Origin of the sequence: Alkaliphilus oremlandii OhILAs (assembly GCF_000018325.1) — a bacterium.
Lineage (GTDB): Bacteria > Bacillota > Clostridia > Peptostreptococcales > Natronincolaceae > Alkaliphilus_B > Alkaliphilus_B oremlandii.
Window position 1 is genome coordinate 2925417 of record NC_009922.1, and the last position, 18285, is coordinate 2943701.

14 protein-coding genes, 1 riboswitch and 2 other annotated features are annotated in these 18285 nt (G+C 37.9%); of the genes, 5 read left to right on the forward strand and 9 right to left on the reverse strand.

From position 1 onward, the window contains the following. Window positions 1-112 precede the first annotated feature (112 nt). The 6 genes from CLOS_RS14180 to CLOS_RS14205 all read right to left on the reverse strand — a co-directional run bounded on the left by CLOS_RS14180 (window position 113) and on the right by CLOS_RS14205 (window position 5804). Entirely contained in the window at window positions 113-1513 is a 1401-nt protein-coding gene (locus CLOS_RS14180; RefSeq protein WP_012160530.1) for a sodium:solute symporter family transporter, read from the reverse strand. 15 nt (window positions 1514-1528) lie between these two features. After that, entirely contained in the window at window positions 1529-2158 is a 630-nt protein-coding gene (thiE, locus tag CLOS_RS14185; RefSeq protein WP_012160531.1) for a thiamine phosphate synthase, read from the reverse strand. Continuing rightward, a complete protein-coding gene (gene thiM, locus CLOS_RS14190; protein ID WP_012160532.1) occupies window positions 2148-2963 on the reverse strand; it encodes a hydroxyethylthiazole kinase in 816 nt (271 codons plus the stop codon). Before thiM ends, thiE begins: the two co-directional genes overlap by 11 nt. 42 nt (window positions 2964-3005) lie before the next feature. Then, a complete protein-coding gene (gene thiD / locus CLOS_RS14195) occupies window positions 3006-3788 on the reverse strand; it encodes a bifunctional hydroxymethylpyrimidine kinase/phosphomethylpyrimidine kinase (RefSeq protein ID WP_012160533.1) in 783 nt (260 codons plus the stop codon). 312 nt (window positions 3789-4100) lie between these two features. Next, window positions 4101-4213, reverse strand: a riboswitch (TPP riboswitch). Window positions 4214-4277: 64 nt separating this feature from the next. Next, window positions 4278-5012 (reverse strand): elongation factor P 5-aminopentanone reductase, encoded by a 735-nt coding sequence (gene ymfI, locus CLOS_RS14200; protein WP_041719424.1) that lies wholly within the window; start codon window positions 5010-5012, stop codon window positions 4278-4280. 105 nt (window positions 5013-5117) lie between these two features. Further along, entirely contained in the window at window positions 5118-5804 is a 687-nt protein-coding gene (locus tag CLOS_RS14205) for a phosphoribosylaminoimidazolesuccinocarboxamide synthase (RefSeq protein WP_012160535.1), read from the reverse strand. 491 nt (window positions 5805-6295) lie between these two features. Between CLOS_RS14205 and brnQ the strand changes: the two genes are divergently transcribed. Beyond that, on the forward strand, window positions 6296-7615 hold the full coding sequence (gene brnQ / locus CLOS_RS14210) for a branched-chain amino acid transport system II carrier protein (RefSeq protein WP_012160536.1): 1320 nt from the start codon (window positions 6296-6298) through the stop codon (window positions 7613-7615). Between the two features lie 87 nt (window positions 7616-7702). On the opposite strand, the gene CLOS_RS14215 is transcribed toward brnQ, so the two are convergent. From CLOS_RS14215 to CLOS_RS14225, 3 genes are all read right to left on the reverse strand, one after another. After that, the gene (locus tag CLOS_RS14215) at window positions 7703-9640 is read right to left on the reverse strand and encodes an endonuclease MutS2 (protein WP_012160537.1); all 1938 of its coding nucleotides are present in this window, start codon (window positions 9638-9640) and stop codon (window positions 7703-7705) included. A 567-nt stretch (window positions 9641-10207) separates the two neighbouring features. Next, on the reverse strand, window positions 10208-12535 hold the full coding sequence (locus tag CLOS_RS14220) for a sensor histidine kinase (RefSeq protein WP_012160538.1): 2328 nt from the start codon (window positions 12533-12535) through the stop codon (window positions 10208-10210). After that, window positions 12504-13202, reverse strand: coding sequence for a response regulator transcription factor (locus CLOS_RS14225; RefSeq protein WP_012160539.1), 699 nt, complete (start codon window positions 13200-13202; stop codon window positions 12504-12506). The genes CLOS_RS14220 and CLOS_RS14225 overlap by 32 nt, the downstream gene beginning before the upstream one ends. 331 nt (window positions 13203-13533) lie before the next feature. Then, window positions 13534-13771, forward strand: a binding site (T-box leader). A 109-nt stretch (window positions 13772-13880) separates the two neighbouring features. Between CLOS_RS14225 and CLOS_RS14230 the strand changes: the two genes are divergently transcribed. The 4 genes from CLOS_RS14230 to CLOS_RS14245 all read left to right on the forward strand — a co-directional run bounded on the left by CLOS_RS14230 (window position 13881) and on the right by CLOS_RS14245 (window position 18169). Then, window positions 13881-14873 (forward strand): ABC transporter substrate-binding protein, encoded by a 993-nt coding sequence (locus CLOS_RS14230; RefSeq protein WP_012160540.1) that lies wholly within the window; start codon window positions 13881-13883, stop codon window positions 14871-14873. 123 nt (window positions 14874-14996) lie between these two features. Next, on the forward strand, window positions 14997-15872 hold the full coding sequence (locus tag CLOS_RS14235) for an ABC transporter permease (RefSeq protein WP_012160541.1): 876 nt from the start codon (window positions 14997-14999) through the stop codon (window positions 15870-15872). Further along, window positions 15865-16632: an ABC transporter ATP-binding protein gene (locus CLOS_RS14240; protein WP_012160542.1), complete on the forward strand. Its 768-nt coding sequence runs from the start codon at window positions 15865-15867 to the stop codon at window positions 16630-16632. The genes CLOS_RS14235 and CLOS_RS14240 overlap by 8 nt, the downstream gene beginning before the upstream one ends. Before the next feature lie 203 nt (window positions 16633-16835). Beyond that, window positions 16836-17074 (forward strand) — a binding site (T-box leader). 102 nt (window positions 17075-17176) lie between these two features. Further along, window positions 17177-18169, forward strand: a complete 993-nt coding sequence (locus tag CLOS_RS14245) for an ABC transporter substrate-binding protein (protein WP_012160543.1) — start codon at window positions 17177-17179, stop codon at window positions 18167-18169. The last annotated feature ends 116 nt before the right edge of the window (window positions 18170-18285 follow it).

The window sequence follows — 18285 nt, forward strand, 5'->3', positions numbered from 1 at the left end:
AACTCATTTACTCTTTTCTATATTAAGATAGAACTTTCCTATTGGTTATAAAAATAGTTGGTCAAGAAAATATCTCTCGCCCAACTATTTTATTGTTTTTAATTTCCCCGAATTAAAATTTTGCTTTATTTAAATCATTGGATTTTTTAGCGGTTAAAGTACTCATTATGCATATTGCAGCAGAAACAATCACTGGCAATGCAAAGGCTAGAAGCAATTTGTTCGCTGTAAAGAACGGTATGCCTGAAACCACACCCAATATGGATGCTACTAAAGCCGTTCTTTCACTCAAATGAGTATTGAAAAGTCCAAAGAATATTGGGAAGACCACACCGGCACATACTAAATCCGCAACAAAGAACAGATAGAGCACACTGTAGCCCCGTGCTGCTATAAATATGGCTGGAATCATTAGCACTACCATCATCATCCTCGCAAAAGGCAATAGGGATTCTGATTTTACTTTTTTGAAAATTTGTTGACTATCTAGGGCAAAGGTGGCCACAATGGCATTTAAAAGGGTATCCACTGTACTCATGACTAAAACCAGCGCTAGAATAAAAACTGCTACGATTAATTGACTCGGTAAAAACTTATAGATTAGTGAAAATAGTGCCACGGATGGACTTGACCCAATTCCCAATCCCATGGAAACAATACCCAAGAATCCAGTAATCAGCATTACTGGCAGTGCAATGATAATACATACGATTAAAGATTTGCGAAGGGTTTTATTGTCCTTGCTTGCATATACTCTCTGCCAATATCCTTGGTTGAATAAGTTAGCTGCAAACACAGCAATACAAAGGGTCAGACCATATTCGATACCACCCCAGTTTCTAAAGCTAAATAGATCCGGTGCATTGGTTTTAGCACTACTTATGATTGTTCCTACACCGCCACCATAGTGTACAATCCCTACGGTTACCATAATCAGCAGGAATACAATTAAGATCATTTGGATCATATCTGTAAACATAGCTGCTCTAAGACCGCCATAGGCTGTATAAATCAGTGTACCGATCCCGACAAATAATGCGGTATAGAGCAGCGGTACTCCTGCCAGTTCGTATGCTACTAGACCGATTGCCGTCAGTTCTGCTATGAGATGGACGAACATGTAGAATAAAGATAATAGAACGGTCAATAGGTACATCTTAAATCCATATCTCTTTAAAACGTAATCATTCAATGTACTTCCTTCTGGTAGATACGTCCTTACTTTAGGACTGATGACTAGAAATGCAAAGTAAAGGCTTGCAACTCCGATGCCATACCCAATAATGGTTGTGATCCCGCCGATGGCACCAGCCTCTGGTGGCGTAAACAGTATAAAAACACCCAGAAAGGATGCCAATAGGGTGGCGGATAATATTTTGGACCCTGTGCTTCCTCTCGCTGTGAAAAAATCATCCATGGTTTCTATTTTTCCACGGCTGTACAAAACACCCAGCACAGTGAAGCTGATTACCGTTACGGTTAGTAACGTCATTACGTTAAAATATGAAGGCATTGTATATCACTCCTATTATTTAATTGAAGCTTTTAAGCTTTCTGCAGCTTCTTTAATATTTTCCTTCCCTAATATGGCAGAAACAATTGCAACACCGTCTATACCGACTTCCATGATGGTTTTTATATTGTCTTCACAGATACCGCCGATCCCAACTACAGGAATATCCATGTTTTCCTTAATATATCTCAGCTGATCTAAGGTTACGGGATTTGCATCCGTTTTTGTACCAGTTGGGAATAAAGCCCCTACGCCAATATAATCAGCGCCATCCTCTGCAGCCTTTTTAGATTCTTCCAATGTGGCGGTAGATACGCCTAGAATTTTATTTTGTCCGATCATGCTTCTTACAATATGTGCCGGCAGATCACTCTGCCCCACGTGAACCCCGTCGGCATCTACTGCTAAAGCAATGTCCACTCGGTCGTTAATGATTAGAGGAACGTTGTATTTTTCAGTAAGCGCCTTTGCTTTTAGGGCAAGCTGGTAGAATTCTAAGGAACTGGCTTCCTTTTCTCGTAGCTGAACAATGGTGGCGCCTCCTAGAATTGCTTCCTCTAAGCTTTTTATAAAATCCCTTCCCTTTAAAACGTCTCGATCCGATACTAAATACAGCCCATAATCTACAGTGTGATTATATTTCATCAACTTTCCCTCTCTTCCGAATATCATCTTGATCGAAGTTACTAACTGCATCCATTAAGTAAACCTTAAAGCTTCCAAGACCCTCGTGAACCTTCAGCCTTTCATTTGCTTTTTCTCCTGCAATCCCCATAATCATGGTACCTAAAATAGCGCCCTGTAGAATCCCTTTGCCAGTTCCACAGCAAGCGCCGATCAGTGATGCGCTCATGCAGCCTGTACCCGTAATGCTGGATAAAGCTTTGTGCCCATTTTGTATAGCGTAGGTTTTATTGCCATCGGAAACAATATCTACTTCCCCCGTTATTACAACGGTACAACTAAGTTTTTTAGCAAGGCTGATAGCGATTTCCTTTCCTCCATCTAAAGAGCTATCCACTGAATCGACGCCCTTTGTCTGGGTTCCTGTTCCATAGATATTTTTAATTTCTGACATATTTCCTCTCAGCACAGACAGCTTTACTTCCTTTAAAATTTTTTCTATGGTTTGACTTCTAAAAGCAGTGGCTCCTGCCCCCACGGGGTCCAGTATGACTGGAATATTTAATTCATTGGCTTTTTTTCCAGCCAATACGAAGGATTCTATGGTTCTTTCATTTAATGTTCCAATATTCAATACCACCGCAGAAGCAATGGACACCATATCCTCCACCTCTTTGTGGTCGTCGGCCATTACTGGACTTCCACCGATGGCTAAGGTGATATTGGCACAATCATTTACAGTAACATAGTTTGTAATATGGTGCACCAGTGGGGTTTTTTCCTTAATTTGCTCTAAAACAGTACACAGTTCATTTTTCAGCTCCATAATTCTCCTCCTATGATTGATGCTTAGATTTTAACTTTCTTTTTAATACCACTGATGAAAATGGTGAACCGGCCCCACGCCCTGTCCAATGGCAAAGGATTTTTCAATTGCCACGGTGATATAGTTCTTCGCTTCTTCTACAGCCTGTGTAATCGTAAGACCTTTTCCTAAATTAGAAGCGATGGCGGATGATAGGGTACAGCCTGTACCGTGGGTATTTTTCGTATGGATTCTTTGAGCGTTGTAATAAATAAACTGATTTCCGTCGTATAAAATATCTACAGCTTCTCCCTCCAAATGACCGCCTTTTACTAAAACGTATTGTGGCCCCATGTCATGAATGGCCTTTGCAGCCTTTTCCATGGCTTCCACGGTACTGATTTCAAATCCAGTAATGACTTCTGCCTCGGGAAGGTTGGGCGTAATGATCGTCGCCATTGGCAGAAGGTTCTTGATTAAAGCTTCCTTTGCTTCTAGCTGTAATAAATGAAAACCACTTTTAGACACCATCACTGGGTCCAGCACTAAATTCTTAACATTATACGCCTTTAAGGTTTCTGCGATGGTTTGAATGGTCTCTGTTTTAGAAACCATGCCAATTTTCACTGCGTCTACAGAAATATCCTCGAAAATCACTTCAATCTGTTTTTGAATCATCTCTGGTGTAATATCCTGTACTGCAAATACACCCTGTGTATTTTGAGCAGTTATTGCGGTAATGACGCTCATTCCAAATACACCGTGGGCTGAGAACGTTTTTAAATCTGCTTGTATTCCCGCACCACCACAGCTATCGGAACCTGCGATTGTTAATACTTTTTTCATTGTCAACACCTCTCTTTTCTGATATTTTATTTCGCAGCCTCATTGCACAATTTTATTCTCCTTCCAGTCGATAAAATTGGCATTCGTTGCGTTTGACCTACCATCAATTTATTGCTCCTTCGGTCGCATAAATTGGGTTATTTCGCAGTCTCATTGCACAATTTTATTCTCCTTCCAGTCGATAAAATTGGCATTCGTTGCGTTTGACCTACCATCAATTTATTGCTCCTTTGGTCGCATAAATTGGGTTAGGTCATAAAAAAAGCACAAACCTGATTGCGGTCTGTGCTCAATTATGCATATTATAAAATGCCTAATATCCTTACACTTTCCTACGCTGGCATAATCCAGATCAGGTGATAGGGGTCAAAGACATTATAGGGTCTTTCTCTCAGCCGGCCTTTCCAGCTCTCCCAGTGTTCCATTTTCATTCATTTTTTCTTAACAACATAGTATCATAGGATATCTCCATAATCAAGCAAGGATTCCTTATATGACGAAGCCCCCATTGATGCCAATTACTTGTCCTGTTATAAAATCCGCACCCTCCGACGCTAAATAGAGGATATTCTGTGCCACCTCTTCCGGCCTTCCTAATCTCATCAGAGGAGTATCCTCTATTAGACAAGCCTTTGCTTCTTCATCTAAGAATGCATTCATTTCTGTATCGATGACCCCCGGCGCTACGCAATTTACCTGTATGTTAGAAGGACCCAGCTCCTTTGCTAAGGCCTTTGTAAATCCAATAATTGCGGCCTTGGCTGTAGAATAATGAACCTCACAGGACGCTCCCACCATGCCCCATATAGAGGATACATTAATAATTTTTCCCTTTTTTTTGCTGACCATATAGGGCACTGCATATTGAGAACAATTGAACAGCCCTTTGATATGGACATCCATCATTCGGTCCCATTCATCCTCTGTAATATCAGTGAACAGCTTCTGCTGCGAAATCCCTGCATTGTTTACCAGCACGTCGATGGTGGAAAAGGCTTTGATGCCTTCTTCAAACATAGCTGCAACTTCCTTGCGTTTGGTGATATCTGCCTTATAAGCCAGCACAGAATATCCTTTCTTTGAAAGTTCATTCTGTAAATACAATGCCTCTTTTTCAGATTTAGAATAATTTAGGATCACATTATAGTTGTTTTCTGCAAAAACTCTGGCAATGGAGGCGCCGATGCCTCTTGATGCTCCAGTTATCAGTACGGTTTTTTTCATAAATCTCATCTTCCTTTGGTCGCATAAATTGGGTTCGGTCATAAAAAAGCGCCCTTATGGTTTTCTATTTTATCTTACCACAAGGGAGCAAGTATATATACTATTTTACGCTTCTAGCATTAATTTTTCCAGCTCCAAGGGTTCTATATACTGTCCATTCTTATATGCTCTCATGTTGCCACCAGAAATTTCATCGATCAGAGCAATTTGTCCATCTGCACCGATCCTACCAAACTCAAATTTTATATCGTACAGCTCAATATCTTTTTTTTCTAGTTCTTCCTTTATAATCGTTCCTATTTTTTGAGTTAATGCTTTCAATATCTTATATTCTTCTTTAGATAGGATGCCCAGCATATCCAGCGCATCTTCTGAAATCGGAGGATCTTGACGAAGGTCATCCTTTAGCGTAACTTCTACGAAGGCATCTAGTTGCTGTCCTTCTTCAGCATACATACCATAACGGCGTAGAAAGCTTCCCACAGCTCTATAGCGACAGATCACCTCTAGCCCCTTACCAAAAGCAGTCGCTGGCTTTACAGTCATCGTAGCGTCTTCAATATTGGCATCGATGTAATGGGTCGGTATGTCTCGAGCATTCAATATTTCAAAGAAGAACTTTGTTACCTTTAGTCCGGCTCTTCCAGCACCTTCTATGGTCAACCCAACAGTATTTGCACCTGGATCGAACTTCCCATCTTCACCAGTCACATCATCTTTAAATTTAAGCAAGTAATTTCCATCCGCTAAAGCATATACATCCTTTGTTTTTCCTGTATAAATATGCTTCATTTTCTCCTTCTCCTTTTTTATTCAGATTTTGTCGTCTTTTATACTATTTATTATACATCTGTTTTTTTAAAATACAAACATTTATTTTAAAATTTAAAATAAAATTCGATATATTGTATATATTTTTAATATAATTTAATATTATATTCGCTTTGACCTTTTCAAGGAATTCTGATTTAATAATTGCATATACTTTTCATGGAAAGCCTCTATCAACATCTGAAATTTAAAGCACTATTTATAATTTTCTGCATAATGCAGGTTTTAAGTCATGTTTTTATCAATAGTGACGCAAGCCAGATGATACTGTATCTTTCAAATTGTTTTTGTTCACAGACTCAAATCACTATTCTAAACCATAGCAATTTTCATAGTTATATTCCTCTTTCGACTATTTCATATTCTATTTAACCTTTAAAAAGTTAATGTTATAATAGCTAAGTATTCAGAAATTTTAGCATCATAAAACGGCGCAAGGAAAGGAGATCTGGATGTTGAATAAAAAGAATAAAGATGTATTAATTATAGGATTCGCTTTATTTGCTATGTTCTTTGGAGCTGGCAATTTAATATTTCCTCCGGCTTTAGGGCAACTCACTGGCGATAAGACTTTGTTAGCAGTCATTGGGTTTCTAATAACTGGGGTTGGCTTACCTCTATGCGGTATTATTGCAGTAGCGAATTGTGGTGGAAATTTAGAGGTTTTAGGTTCTAATGTGAGTAAGAAATTCGGCGTATTCATCAGTGTTGTGGTAACCTTAGCCATTGGGCCATTCCTAGCGATTCCAAGAACTAGTGCTACAACTTTCGAAATGTCTGTGCTTCCTTTCTTTTCAGAAGCAAATAACCTTTCATTTTCTATAGTTTTTTCAATAGTTTATTTTGCAATTGTTTTATTCTTTGTTTTAAGACCGAGCTCAGTCATCGATAATATTGGTAAAATACTAACACCCGTACTTTTTATAACATTATTGGTTATCATTGTTAAAGGTATTGTAACACCCATCGGAGAATTGGGGATCAATCATATCGATAAGCCATTTGCAACTGGATTCCAAGAAGGATATCAGACAATGGATGCTTTAGCTGCAACGGTCCTAGGATCTATCGTAGTAGCTTCTATTCGAAGCAAGGGATACAGAGGTACCAAGGAAGTTTCTTCCTTAACAATAAAGTCAGGTCTTGTTGCAATCTTTGGATTGGCTATCATCTATGGTGGATTGGCCTTTTTAGGAGCAACTGCTACTACACTTCCAATGGATATCCCTAGAACCAAACTCATTATGTTGATTACAGAAAGTATATTGGGGACTTCTGGTAAAATTTTACTAGCTTTATCTGTAGGTCTAGCCTGTTTAACAACCTCCATCGGTCTTGTTGCGGCCACTGGAGAGTATTTTAGTAAACTTACCAAGAATAAATTAAGCTATAGCTTCATCTGTGTAGTAACATCTGTAATCAGTATTGTAATTTCCAATATAGGAGTAGATCAAATAACAAGCTTAGCTGTACCGCTTTTAGTGATTCTATATCCTGTTGTTATCGCTTTAGTATCAATGATCTTCTTGGATAAATATATCCCTCATAGAGCAGTGTATGCTATCGGTGTATATACAACTCTTCTAGTGAGTGTACTGGAGCTTATTGCTAAATACATGGGCAAAAATAGCTTTTTATACAGTATCTATACACTATTGCCACTAGCCTCTCAAGGATTTGCTTGGGTCGTACCAACTATAGTAACTACGGTAATTGCAGGGATTTTCATTAAGGTGTTTAATATCAAAGACTCTACTTCTAAAGTCTATTAACATCAACACCTTGTGTTGAATTATTAACATGATAACTGCCTTCGTCCTAATTTTTTAAGACGAAGGCAGTTATTATTTTCTATGGAATTACAATTCTATGGAAATGCCTTTCCCTTGTCCCTTATTGATCAGTTTATCTTTTTTTCGATGGTCTTTCGTCTTCAATACAATATCAAAGTCGTAATCCTCTGGATAGAGTTCTTTCTTCTCAATATAAAGGGATAAGCGTTTTTGATTGATTTTAATCTTTTTTTGCATTACCATAACACCGTACTCTCCTTTCCCGTTTTCACCCTCACATATAATGCCTGTTCGATTCATAAAGCTGATAAAAACACAATCGCCGATCTGAAATACTTCTTTTCTCTTGGCCTTTGAAGCCCCTCTATCCGCCACTACCTTTTTATGTTCTTTCTTCTCTGAATCCTTTTGCACGTTTAATTTTTCTTGAGTATTCACTGTATATTGAACTGCATATTTCGAATAATCTTTTTTATCCTTATAGGTAACCTCATGGGCTCTTTCTATTAATCCTCCATCCATGCCTAGCCTTAAAGCAATTAGAAAGGCATTACTCTCTCCCGGCTTGCCTATATAAAGCTTGTAAAGGGGCTTTAGGGTATTAATATCAAAAGCCATGGAACCGTTGATGAACCCTTCATGGTTTTGCGCAAACTCTTTAATCTCGCTATAATGGGTTGTGGCACATATGGTGGATTCTTTATGATATAGCGCTTCTAATACTGCAACAGCAATGCCCATACCTTCTCCCGGGTCTGTACCTGCTCCTAATTCATCTAATATCACCAAGGTTTTTGAATCTGCATCCTCTAAAATATGGATGATGTTTTTAATATGAGAAGAAAATGTACTCAAACTTTGCTGTATACTTTGCCCATCGCCAATATCCACCAATACCTTATTAAATATAGCAATTTCGCTGCCTTCTTCTACTGGAACGTGGAGCCCCGTCTGAGCCATCATGGTTAATAAACCTACTGTTTTCAATGTTACCGTTTTACCGCCTGTGTTGGGTCCCGTTATAATTAGACCTTTATAGTTTTTACCGATTTCAAAATTCAAGGGTACTGCATCCTTTCCGATGAACGGGTGCTTGGCGCCTTTTAAATGGATGTAATTCTCATTGTTAAAGCTGACACTTCTCCCATCCATGGACTTACTATACCTTCCTTTGGCAAATATAAAATCGTAGTTGCTCATAACCTCTATGTTCACGTTAATTTCCTTTTCTCGTTCACATACAAGCGCTGTTAAAGCAGATAATATACGGTAGACTTCTTTTTCTTCTTCAAAAATGTGATTCTCCAACTTGTCCTGCATCTTTTTTACATCTGCTGGCTCTATAAAAACAGTGGATCCACTTTGAGATCGATCGTGAATGCTTCCTTCAACTTGCTTCCTATGTTCACTTTTTATAGGAATTACATATCGACTGTTCTTTTGGCTAATTAACGAATCCTGAATATATGATTTATATCGATCATCTTTCAGAAAATTCTCTAATTTGGCTTTTATTTTACCTTCTAAAATAGCAATATCCTTCCTTATCTTAAAAAGTTTTGAGCTCGCTCTATCGGCTACGCTACCTCGAACGATGGCTTTTTCGATCTCCTCTCTTACATCATCTAGCTCGTAGCTGGACAGTGCATAAAGGCTAATTGTAGGTGCAACATAATTTTTATCTCTCATAAAATTCTTTAACCGTTTGATCTCTTTCAGCAATCCTGCTACCATCTCCAAATCAGCTGGTGAAAGAATAATGCTTTTGCTGAATTTATCCCTTACATTATCTACACCAGCTAGGCTATTAATTGGAATACTAGAGCTTATATTAACAATACTCCTAGCCTCTGTTGTCTCTTTCATAGCAATTTCAATGCTAGATTTCTCAAGCAAGGGCTCCAGCTTTTCTATTCTTTCTTTGGCCATATTCGATAGTGCATATCCCTTTAATGCTTCCTTTATTTTGTCATATTCTAACAATTCAATAGTTTTATGGTTCAATTTTAATTCCTCCATTTTTATAAAAATTTAGAGGATTTTTAGGGCTGAACAAAGTAAATTATGGAGATTTTCTTACCTACTCAGGGGATTTTCTATTTCTCAATCCCTTATTGTTTCATAGGAGACTTCTTATACAATAAAAAAAGCCATAGGTAAACAGAGCGCACCTATAGCTTAGATTTTCCTATCTCAACTGTACAGTAAAAATAATCGATGAAGTCGGTATGTGGAACACTTATCGATAATTTTGTACAGTAAAAAGGCATAAAAATACTGTGCGAAAGCACAGTAGAATCACCTTAAAATTGTTATAAGGAGGCTATGGACCGTGTTTTTACTAAGTTTGAGCCCTAAAAAATCCACAACAAATAAACCTAAATTATAGGTCCATTTAAAATTCTTTAAGACATCGTATTCAATTACTTAGTTAAAAACAACCTCGGACATCAACATACTCCCTTTCTTTTAATCTATATTTATTATATTATGATTTAAATATTTTGCAATAGTATTTTAAAAAGATCTAGGGATGATTGAATATCTCCCTAGATCTTCTAGAAAAGATTGCTATGCCTTAGGAAACACAACAATGAGCTTAAACAAATCGCCATCAATAATAATTTCTAGGGTTCCCCCCTGAAGTTCTATAAAGCTTTTTGCTATGGAAAGTCCCAATCCAGAGCCCTCCGTATTTCTAGATTCGTCCCCTCTTGTAAATCGCTCTGTAATTTCATTGGCATCAAAGTTCATTTCATATGCAGATATATTTTTAAAGGTAAAGCTCACTTCATGGATACTTTCTGTAATATCGATATACACCCTAGAGTTTTCCATGGCATACTTTAAGATATTTGTCATGATATTTTCAAATACCCTGTAGGTTCTTCTACCATCCAAGTTACATATCACCTTATTGTCAGGTGTACTTATTTTAAATTGTAAGGAGCTGCCATTTATTTTTTCTTCCAGCTCTCCCAAGGTTTGTCTAAAAAGAGCAACTACGTCTACTTTTTCTAAATGCAATTCAATATTACCGCTGGTGGCTTTGCTCGCCTCAAATAAATCCTCTATTAAAATCTTTAACCGTTGAGATTTTTTATCCAATATACCGATATATTCTCTCTGTGTATCTCGATCGATCTCTTCGTTTTTCAGTAAATCCACATAGGTAATGATGGATGTTAATGGTGTTTTAAGATCATGGGACACATTAGAAATCAACTCTGCCTTCATCCTTTGACTTTTTATTTCTTTATCTACCGCTAGACTGAAACCAATGTTAATATTATTCAAGTTTTTAGCCAAAGGTGTTAATATCCCCATGTCTTCGTTGAGGTTAATATTAAAATTCCCTGCTGAAACCTGTTCACTGGCAATGTTCAGTTCCTTTGCCTTCTCCAATAGATCTGTGATATATCTCAGTACCAGAACGCTGTAGATGGCTGCTAGGACAAATCCGAAGAAACCACCGGAGCCTAGAATAACGATGACTAGAAAGTTCATGATTCCTATACCAATTAATTTTCTTTGATTATCTTCTTTTAAATCAATAGCCATAAGGGTGTTTACCATATTTTTTGTCCTTAATATCATCCTTCTAAGAATATTTCTTGCTTTCCTCACACAGTATAAGCATATTTTTCCGAAGAAGCTGTTATCTATTAGACCTTCTTTAAGCCCCTTATGATAGATATATTTTAAATATACCGTACTTAAATAGATCAGAAAATACAGCAAAAAGGTTAAAGGTATACCAATCATATAAAATAGGCCATCAGCATCGTATATCAGCGCAGCCAATCGACTGCCATAGCCATAGTATCTATAGTTGGAGACCATTTCAAATACCCCAGCAATTAAAAGCATGAGAAGTCCCCACACGACAAATTTTAGCTCTAAGAACATCTTGTTGAATAATCGGATGATACTCGCTTTGTTTTGTGATTCATAGGGAACTGCAAAGGCTGTAATCATTAGAATTAAAACACTGATTGCGCCTATGATTAAGATGACCATAGCATAGTTTGAAATTGCATATGAATCCTTCATTCCATAGGTGAATATATCATCATATTCTACAAAGTCAGAAGGAATGATATATTCCACCTCTAAACCCTGATAGTCCTTTAAGTCCTCTAAATTGGAGTAGACCAATCGCTCTGCAAAAACATCCCTATTGATATTAAAGTTTTCTAACTTGCTTTTCTTCCCAAAACCGCTTTCAATAGAGGGTACCCCATTTTGATCGAATGTTATTTTTAAATAAAGAAGGCTATTTTCTTTATTTTTCTGTAGTTTAAGCTCTGAAATATCGGACAGATTGGTTAAAATCTTATTTCGGTTTACTACAGCCTCTATGCTTTCTTCCCTTTTCTCTTCTTTTACTCCTTCGTCTCGTACTCCGATTCCTTCCTCTCCAAGCTCTCCATTGCCGATTTCGATTGCTTGCTCCTCTTTATAAGAAGTTACTTCTTGATATGGAATGAAATCATTTCTAGATCGTTCTCTAAAGGCTTGATCCAGAGTTTTAATCACAGTGTTTTCATCCTTTGTTTCTCCTGCATAAGACATCTTATACTGCACGCTTTTGATGTTCACATAGCTGTCATCATAGCCATCATTGGTACCGTTCATAGATTGCTGCAGTTTTCGTGTTAAGCCTGTTAAATGCTGGTACAGAAATCGGTCGCTCTCTAGGTACTCATACGCATGGCTTTCTGTTGTGCCAAAATAAGCATTTCTTATGGGTATATAACTCACTACAGAAACTACAGCAAAGATTAGCGTAAACAGTGCAGTTGCAAAAGAAGAACTCAATAGGCTCTTCTTCTTCTTTTCAAATCTATTTTCATCATTGGGATCTTTATCGTTTTGGTTGTTCAAATTTATATCCAACGCCCCACACCACCTTTAAATATCTCGGTTCTCCCGGATTAATTTCTATTTTTTCTCTGATTCTTCTAATATGAACCGTTACCGTATCTGGATTATATGCCGGCTCCTTCCATACCTTCTCGTAGATTTCCTCTATGGAAAATACTCGATTGGGATTGCTCATAAGCAAATAAAGGATTCTATATTCCAAAGGCGTAATTTTAATAGATTTACCATCTACGATTAACTCTTTGCTATCGTCCTTCAGTTCGATTCCACCAATCTTTATCATATTTTCCTTTACAGGAGTATTGTTATTGGCATAATTCGTGTATCTTCTAAGGTTCGAATTTACCCTTGCTAAAAGCTCCATGGGATTAAAGGGCTTCGTAATATAGTCGTCTGCACCTATATTCAGCCCTAAAATTTTGTCCATGTCCTCTGACTTTGCAGACAGAAAAATAATCGGCACGGAGCTGGTTTCTCGTATTTTTATTGTGGTCTTGGTACCATCCAGTCTCGGCATCATAATGTCGATCAAGACTAGATGGATTTCTTCTTCTCTAAAGACCTCCAAAGCTTCTATTCCGTTATAAGCTTTAAAAACATTGTAATTTTGATTTTTTAAATAAACCTCAATTGCATCGGTTATTTCTTTCTCGTCATCCACAACAAGTATATTGTACATATGCACTTCACCCCTAGTTCTGAGATATCTCTTGTAATTATAGTATCATACACTTTTTAAATTTCTACTAGTATAATCCTTACAAATTTCTTACAAAGGTTATTTCCATAGGACCTCTCTTAAACAAGATTCTCTCAATTATCGCCGTATGCTCTGTTGGTATCCTTTACATGCTCCTATTCTTTATCTTTTTAAAAATAACCTGTACCTTTTCAATTGGAATACTCTCAAAGACTTTTACACAAAAATTGTAAAATCTACAAAAATTTATTTTTTAAAAAGGTATTGACATATCTAATGAAAAACCTTAATATAATCTCTAATATCTTAAATAAAGGCGTTGACGGAGAGAAACTTATTGAGGGTTATTTACAGAGAGTTGGGAATGGTGAGAACCAACAATAAACAGATAAGAGATATACACTCCTGAGCTGATTTGCTGAACGTGAATTCAAGTAGGTAAATCCGAAGGCCCATCGTTATCGGGGCTAGGACTGTTAGGTCTGATTGAGTGATGACTTTGTCATAATTAGGGTGGTACCGCGCGGATTATATCCTTCGTCCCTATAAATTCAGCAATTGCTGTGTTTATAGATACGAGGGATTTTTTTATTACCATTCTTTCATACCATTCAATCTTCCTACAAATTCATTTTAGAAAATCGAGGAGGATGTACAATGAAAAGAGGAAAGTTTGTTCAATTAATGGTTTTAACTTTAGTGGGCACCCTATTTTTTACTGGATGTGCTGCAAAATCTGAAAAGGAAGCAGGGGCAAATGAAAAACCTAAATTTACAATCGGCATTAGCCAATTGGCAGAGCATCCTGCTTTAGATGATGCAAAGCGTGGCTTTGAGGATGGGTTAAAGGACCTTGGTGTCCATGCAGAAATCCTTTACCAAAATGCACAGGGAGAGATTCCAAACGCTTTATCCATCGCTCAAAAATTTGTAAAGGATCAGGTTGACTTAATTTTTGCCATTGCAACACCGGCAGCACAAAGTGCAAAGCAAGCAACTTCTGATATTCCAATTATATTCAGCGCCGTTACAGATCCTGTTTTAGCAGAATTGATCGACTCTATGGAAAAGCCCGGCGGTAATATTACGGGTACTTCCGATGCCAGCCCAATGGACCGACAGCTCCAGTTATTTAAAGATTTAGATGATACCATACAAAAAGTGGGCATCCTATATAACACCAGTGAGCCGAACTCCGATGTTCAGGTAGAAATGGCTCAGGCACTGGCTTCGGATTTCGGCATTGAAATCGTACCAGTGGGCATCACCAATATCAACGAAATACCGCAAGCCGTAGACTCTATCATCAAAAAGGTAGACGGTATCTACACAATTACAGATAATACTGTGGCTTCTGCCATCAACGTTGTGGCAGAGAAAGCCCTTGAGCATAAATTAGTAACCATCGCAGCGGAGGATTCCCATCTTCTTGGCGGCATCCTAATGACCGACGGAATCAGCTACTATGAACTAGGAAAGCAGTCGGCACAAATGGCGAAGGAAATTTTAGTGGATGGAAAATCCCCAGCAGACGTTCCAGCTGCAACGGCTATAAATACTTCTAAGGTGTTCAACGAAAAGACTTTCAATGCCTTAGGTCTTGATATTCACAACAAAGCCTTTGAGGGGGCTACAAAGTTCAATCAATAAGAAAAGCTTCTATAAAAGCATTGCAAGAAAACTTTTTTTGAAACTTATTTACGGTAAAGTTCTCCTTTTTGAATATGCTACAAGTAGAGCTTTCCCATTCGTTATAAGAGAGAGGTGTAAACATTGAATCCATTATTAATAACATCCTTAGAACAAGGACTCGTATTTGCAGTTTTAGCTATGGGCGTATTCATCACATATAAAGTATTAGATATTGCGGACTTATCGGTTGAGGGAACCTTTCCTTTTGGGGCATTTTTATTTGCAAAGTTTGTGACAATGGGGCTCAGTCCCATTGTCAGCACCCTTCTTGCTTTTTGTTTCGGTACATTGGCAGGTCTTTTGACTGCAACGCTGTTTATACGGCTTAAGATTAAACCGCTACTAGCAGGGATCTTGACCATGACCATCCTTTACTCAGTAAACCTTAGAATCAACGGGAAGGCAAATATTCCCCTGTTCAATCACGGTTCCATATTCGATTTAGGCAATGTTTTAATCGTCCTTTTGGTTATTTCTATTACAATTAAAATATTATTGGACTTATTCCTTAAAACAGAAATGGGCTATCTTTTAGTCGCTACAGGAGATAATGAAACCTTGGTGAAATCTTTGGGCGCCAGCAGTAATCAATATAAAATCATTGGATTGATGATCGCCAATGGACTGGTTGCACTAAGTGGTGCTCTTATGGCACAAATTCAAGGTTTTGCAGATATTACCATGGGTGCATCCATTATTGTCATGGCCTTAGCCTCCATCATCATTGGAGATACCATTCTAAAGAATTCCAGTTTCCTAAAGGATACAACGAGAGCTATCCTAGGGGCCATTATTTATAAATTGATCGGTGCATTGGCCATCGATTTAGGCTTGGCTCCCACCGATTTAAGGGCCATCAGTGCTACCATCGTTATTATCTTTATCGCTTATAATAATTTTGCTGGAGATATCCTGAGTCTAAGAAAAGGCAAAAAGGGAGGAAAAGAAATTGCTTAAAATCGTGAATTTATCAAAAGGCTTCAACAAAGGAACGGAAAACGAAGTCCATATTTTTAATGGATTCAATTTAGAAATAGAGAAAAATACCTGTACTGCCATTATTGGCTCCAATGGCTGCGGCAAAAGTACCCTTCTTAATATGATCGGCGGAAGTATTCGAAACGACGGCGGAGAAATATTGCTCAATGGCAAGGATATTTCCAAGCTAAAGGAGGAGCAAAGAGCGGCCCACATCGGAAGAGTTTACCAAGACCCTTCCATGGGGGTATCCCCTGCCCTGACCATTCTTGAAAATATGTCCTTAGCCCATAAAAAAGGGGAGGGTTTTGGTTTAAAAAGGCTGGTTCAAAAGAATAAGATCGATGGCTATGTGGAAATATTAAAATCCTTGGATCTCGGTCTTGAAAATAAATTAAATACAAAGGTAAAATTCTTATCGGGAGGACAGCGACAATCCTTGTCTTTATTGATGTCCGCCATGAAGCATCCTGACCTACTGCTATTGGATGAGCATACGGCAGCTTTAGATCCGAAAACCTCCTACGTTATCATGAATAAAACCAAGGAATTATTAGAGAAATATAAGATGACGACCATCATGATTTCTCACAACATGAAGGATGCCATCGAATACTCAGACAGAATTATCATGCTGGATAAAGGTGCCATCGTATTCGATAAGCCAAGCAAGAATGTTACGGAAAATGAATTGATTGAAATTTATAAAACAAAGTTGGAGGAGTCTTTATTGAGTTAGGTCGCATAAATTGGGTTATTTCGCAGTCTCACAACTCAAATTTGTTCACTTCCTCTGGTCGTGCAAATTTGGTGTTCGTTGCGTTTGACCTACCATCAATTTATTGCTTCCTTTGGTCGCATAAATTGGGTTAGGTCATAAAAAAGTTTTTTTACGAAACTATTGACAGACTCCTTTAAAAGGTTTAATATATTCCTTAATATCTAAAAGCGTTGATGAAGAGAAACTTATCTCAGATTATTTACAGAGAGTTGGGTACGGTGGAAACCAACAATAACAGGATAAGATATATTCACTTCTAAGCTGGTTTGCTGAACGGAAATTCAAGTAGGTGAACCCGAATGCCCATCGTTATCAGGGATAGGACTGTTAGGTCTGATTGAGTGATGACTTCGTCATAATTAGGGTGGTACCGCGCGGAATAATATCCTTCGTCCCTATAAATACAGCAATAGCTGTGTTTATAGAGACGAAGGTTTTTTATTGCCATTCGAAACATTCAATCTTCCTAAAAAATTCAATTGAAAATAAGGGAGGATATACAATGAAAAAAGGAAATATCATGAAATTAATTACTTTCATATTCATCGGTGCTCTAGTTTTTACTGGATGTACCTCTGGTTTAGAGAAGGAAAGTACGCTAAATGGGGAAGCGGCATATATTATCGGTGTGAATCAGCTTGTGGAGCATCCCTCTCTCGATGAAGCAAGACTTGGTTTTGAAGATGGGCTAAAAGAGCTGGGTGTCAATGCAAAGGTGATTTATCAAAACGCACAGGGCGATATTCCTACGTCTCTATCCATTGCACAGAAATTTGTAAAGGATCAAGTAGACTTAATCTATGCCATAGCCACTCCAGCTGTACAGAGCTCCAAACAAGCAACTACAGATATTCCAATTTTGTTCAGTGCCGTTACAGACCCTGTTCAATCTGAAGTCGTCGCAGACTGGAATCGTGTTGGCGGCAATATTACAGGCACCTCCGATGCTGTCCCAACTGCTGCTCAGCTTCAAATGTTTAAGGAAATGGATCCTTCTATCAAGACCATCGGGATTTTATATAATACCAGTGAATCTAATTCCGACATCCAGATCGCTGAGGTAAAGAACCTGGCACCTGCAGAAGGGCTCGAGGTAGTTACTGTCGGGATTACCAATGTCAACGAACTTCCCCAGGCTTTAGATTCGATTTTAAAGAAAGTAGATGCGCTCTATCTGATCAGTGACAATACCATCGCCACTTCAGTACAGCTCATATCGAAGACTTTAATAGAAAATAATAAGATTTCCATAGCAAGCTTTGCTTCTGCCGTAGATGAGGGAATTTTGATTACAAATGGCTTAAGCTACTATGAGCTGGGAAAACAAACAGCGAAAATGGCCAAGGAAATCTTAGTGGACGGCAAGGATGTTTCTGAAATCCCTGTGGAGCTGTCTGAAAGGACCATCATTACCGTCAATGAAAAAACACGAGAGGCTTTGGGTCTAGATCCAACTCTCCCAGTATTTAAAAATGCAATTAAAGTAGAGAAGTAGCCTCCCATCAATATCTATGGATATATCCGCAGAAAAATAATAGGGCTGGACTCGAAATCTAAGCTTTCTAAGTATTACAATTCTCCGAATTTCCATATATAATGTTTATAACAAAA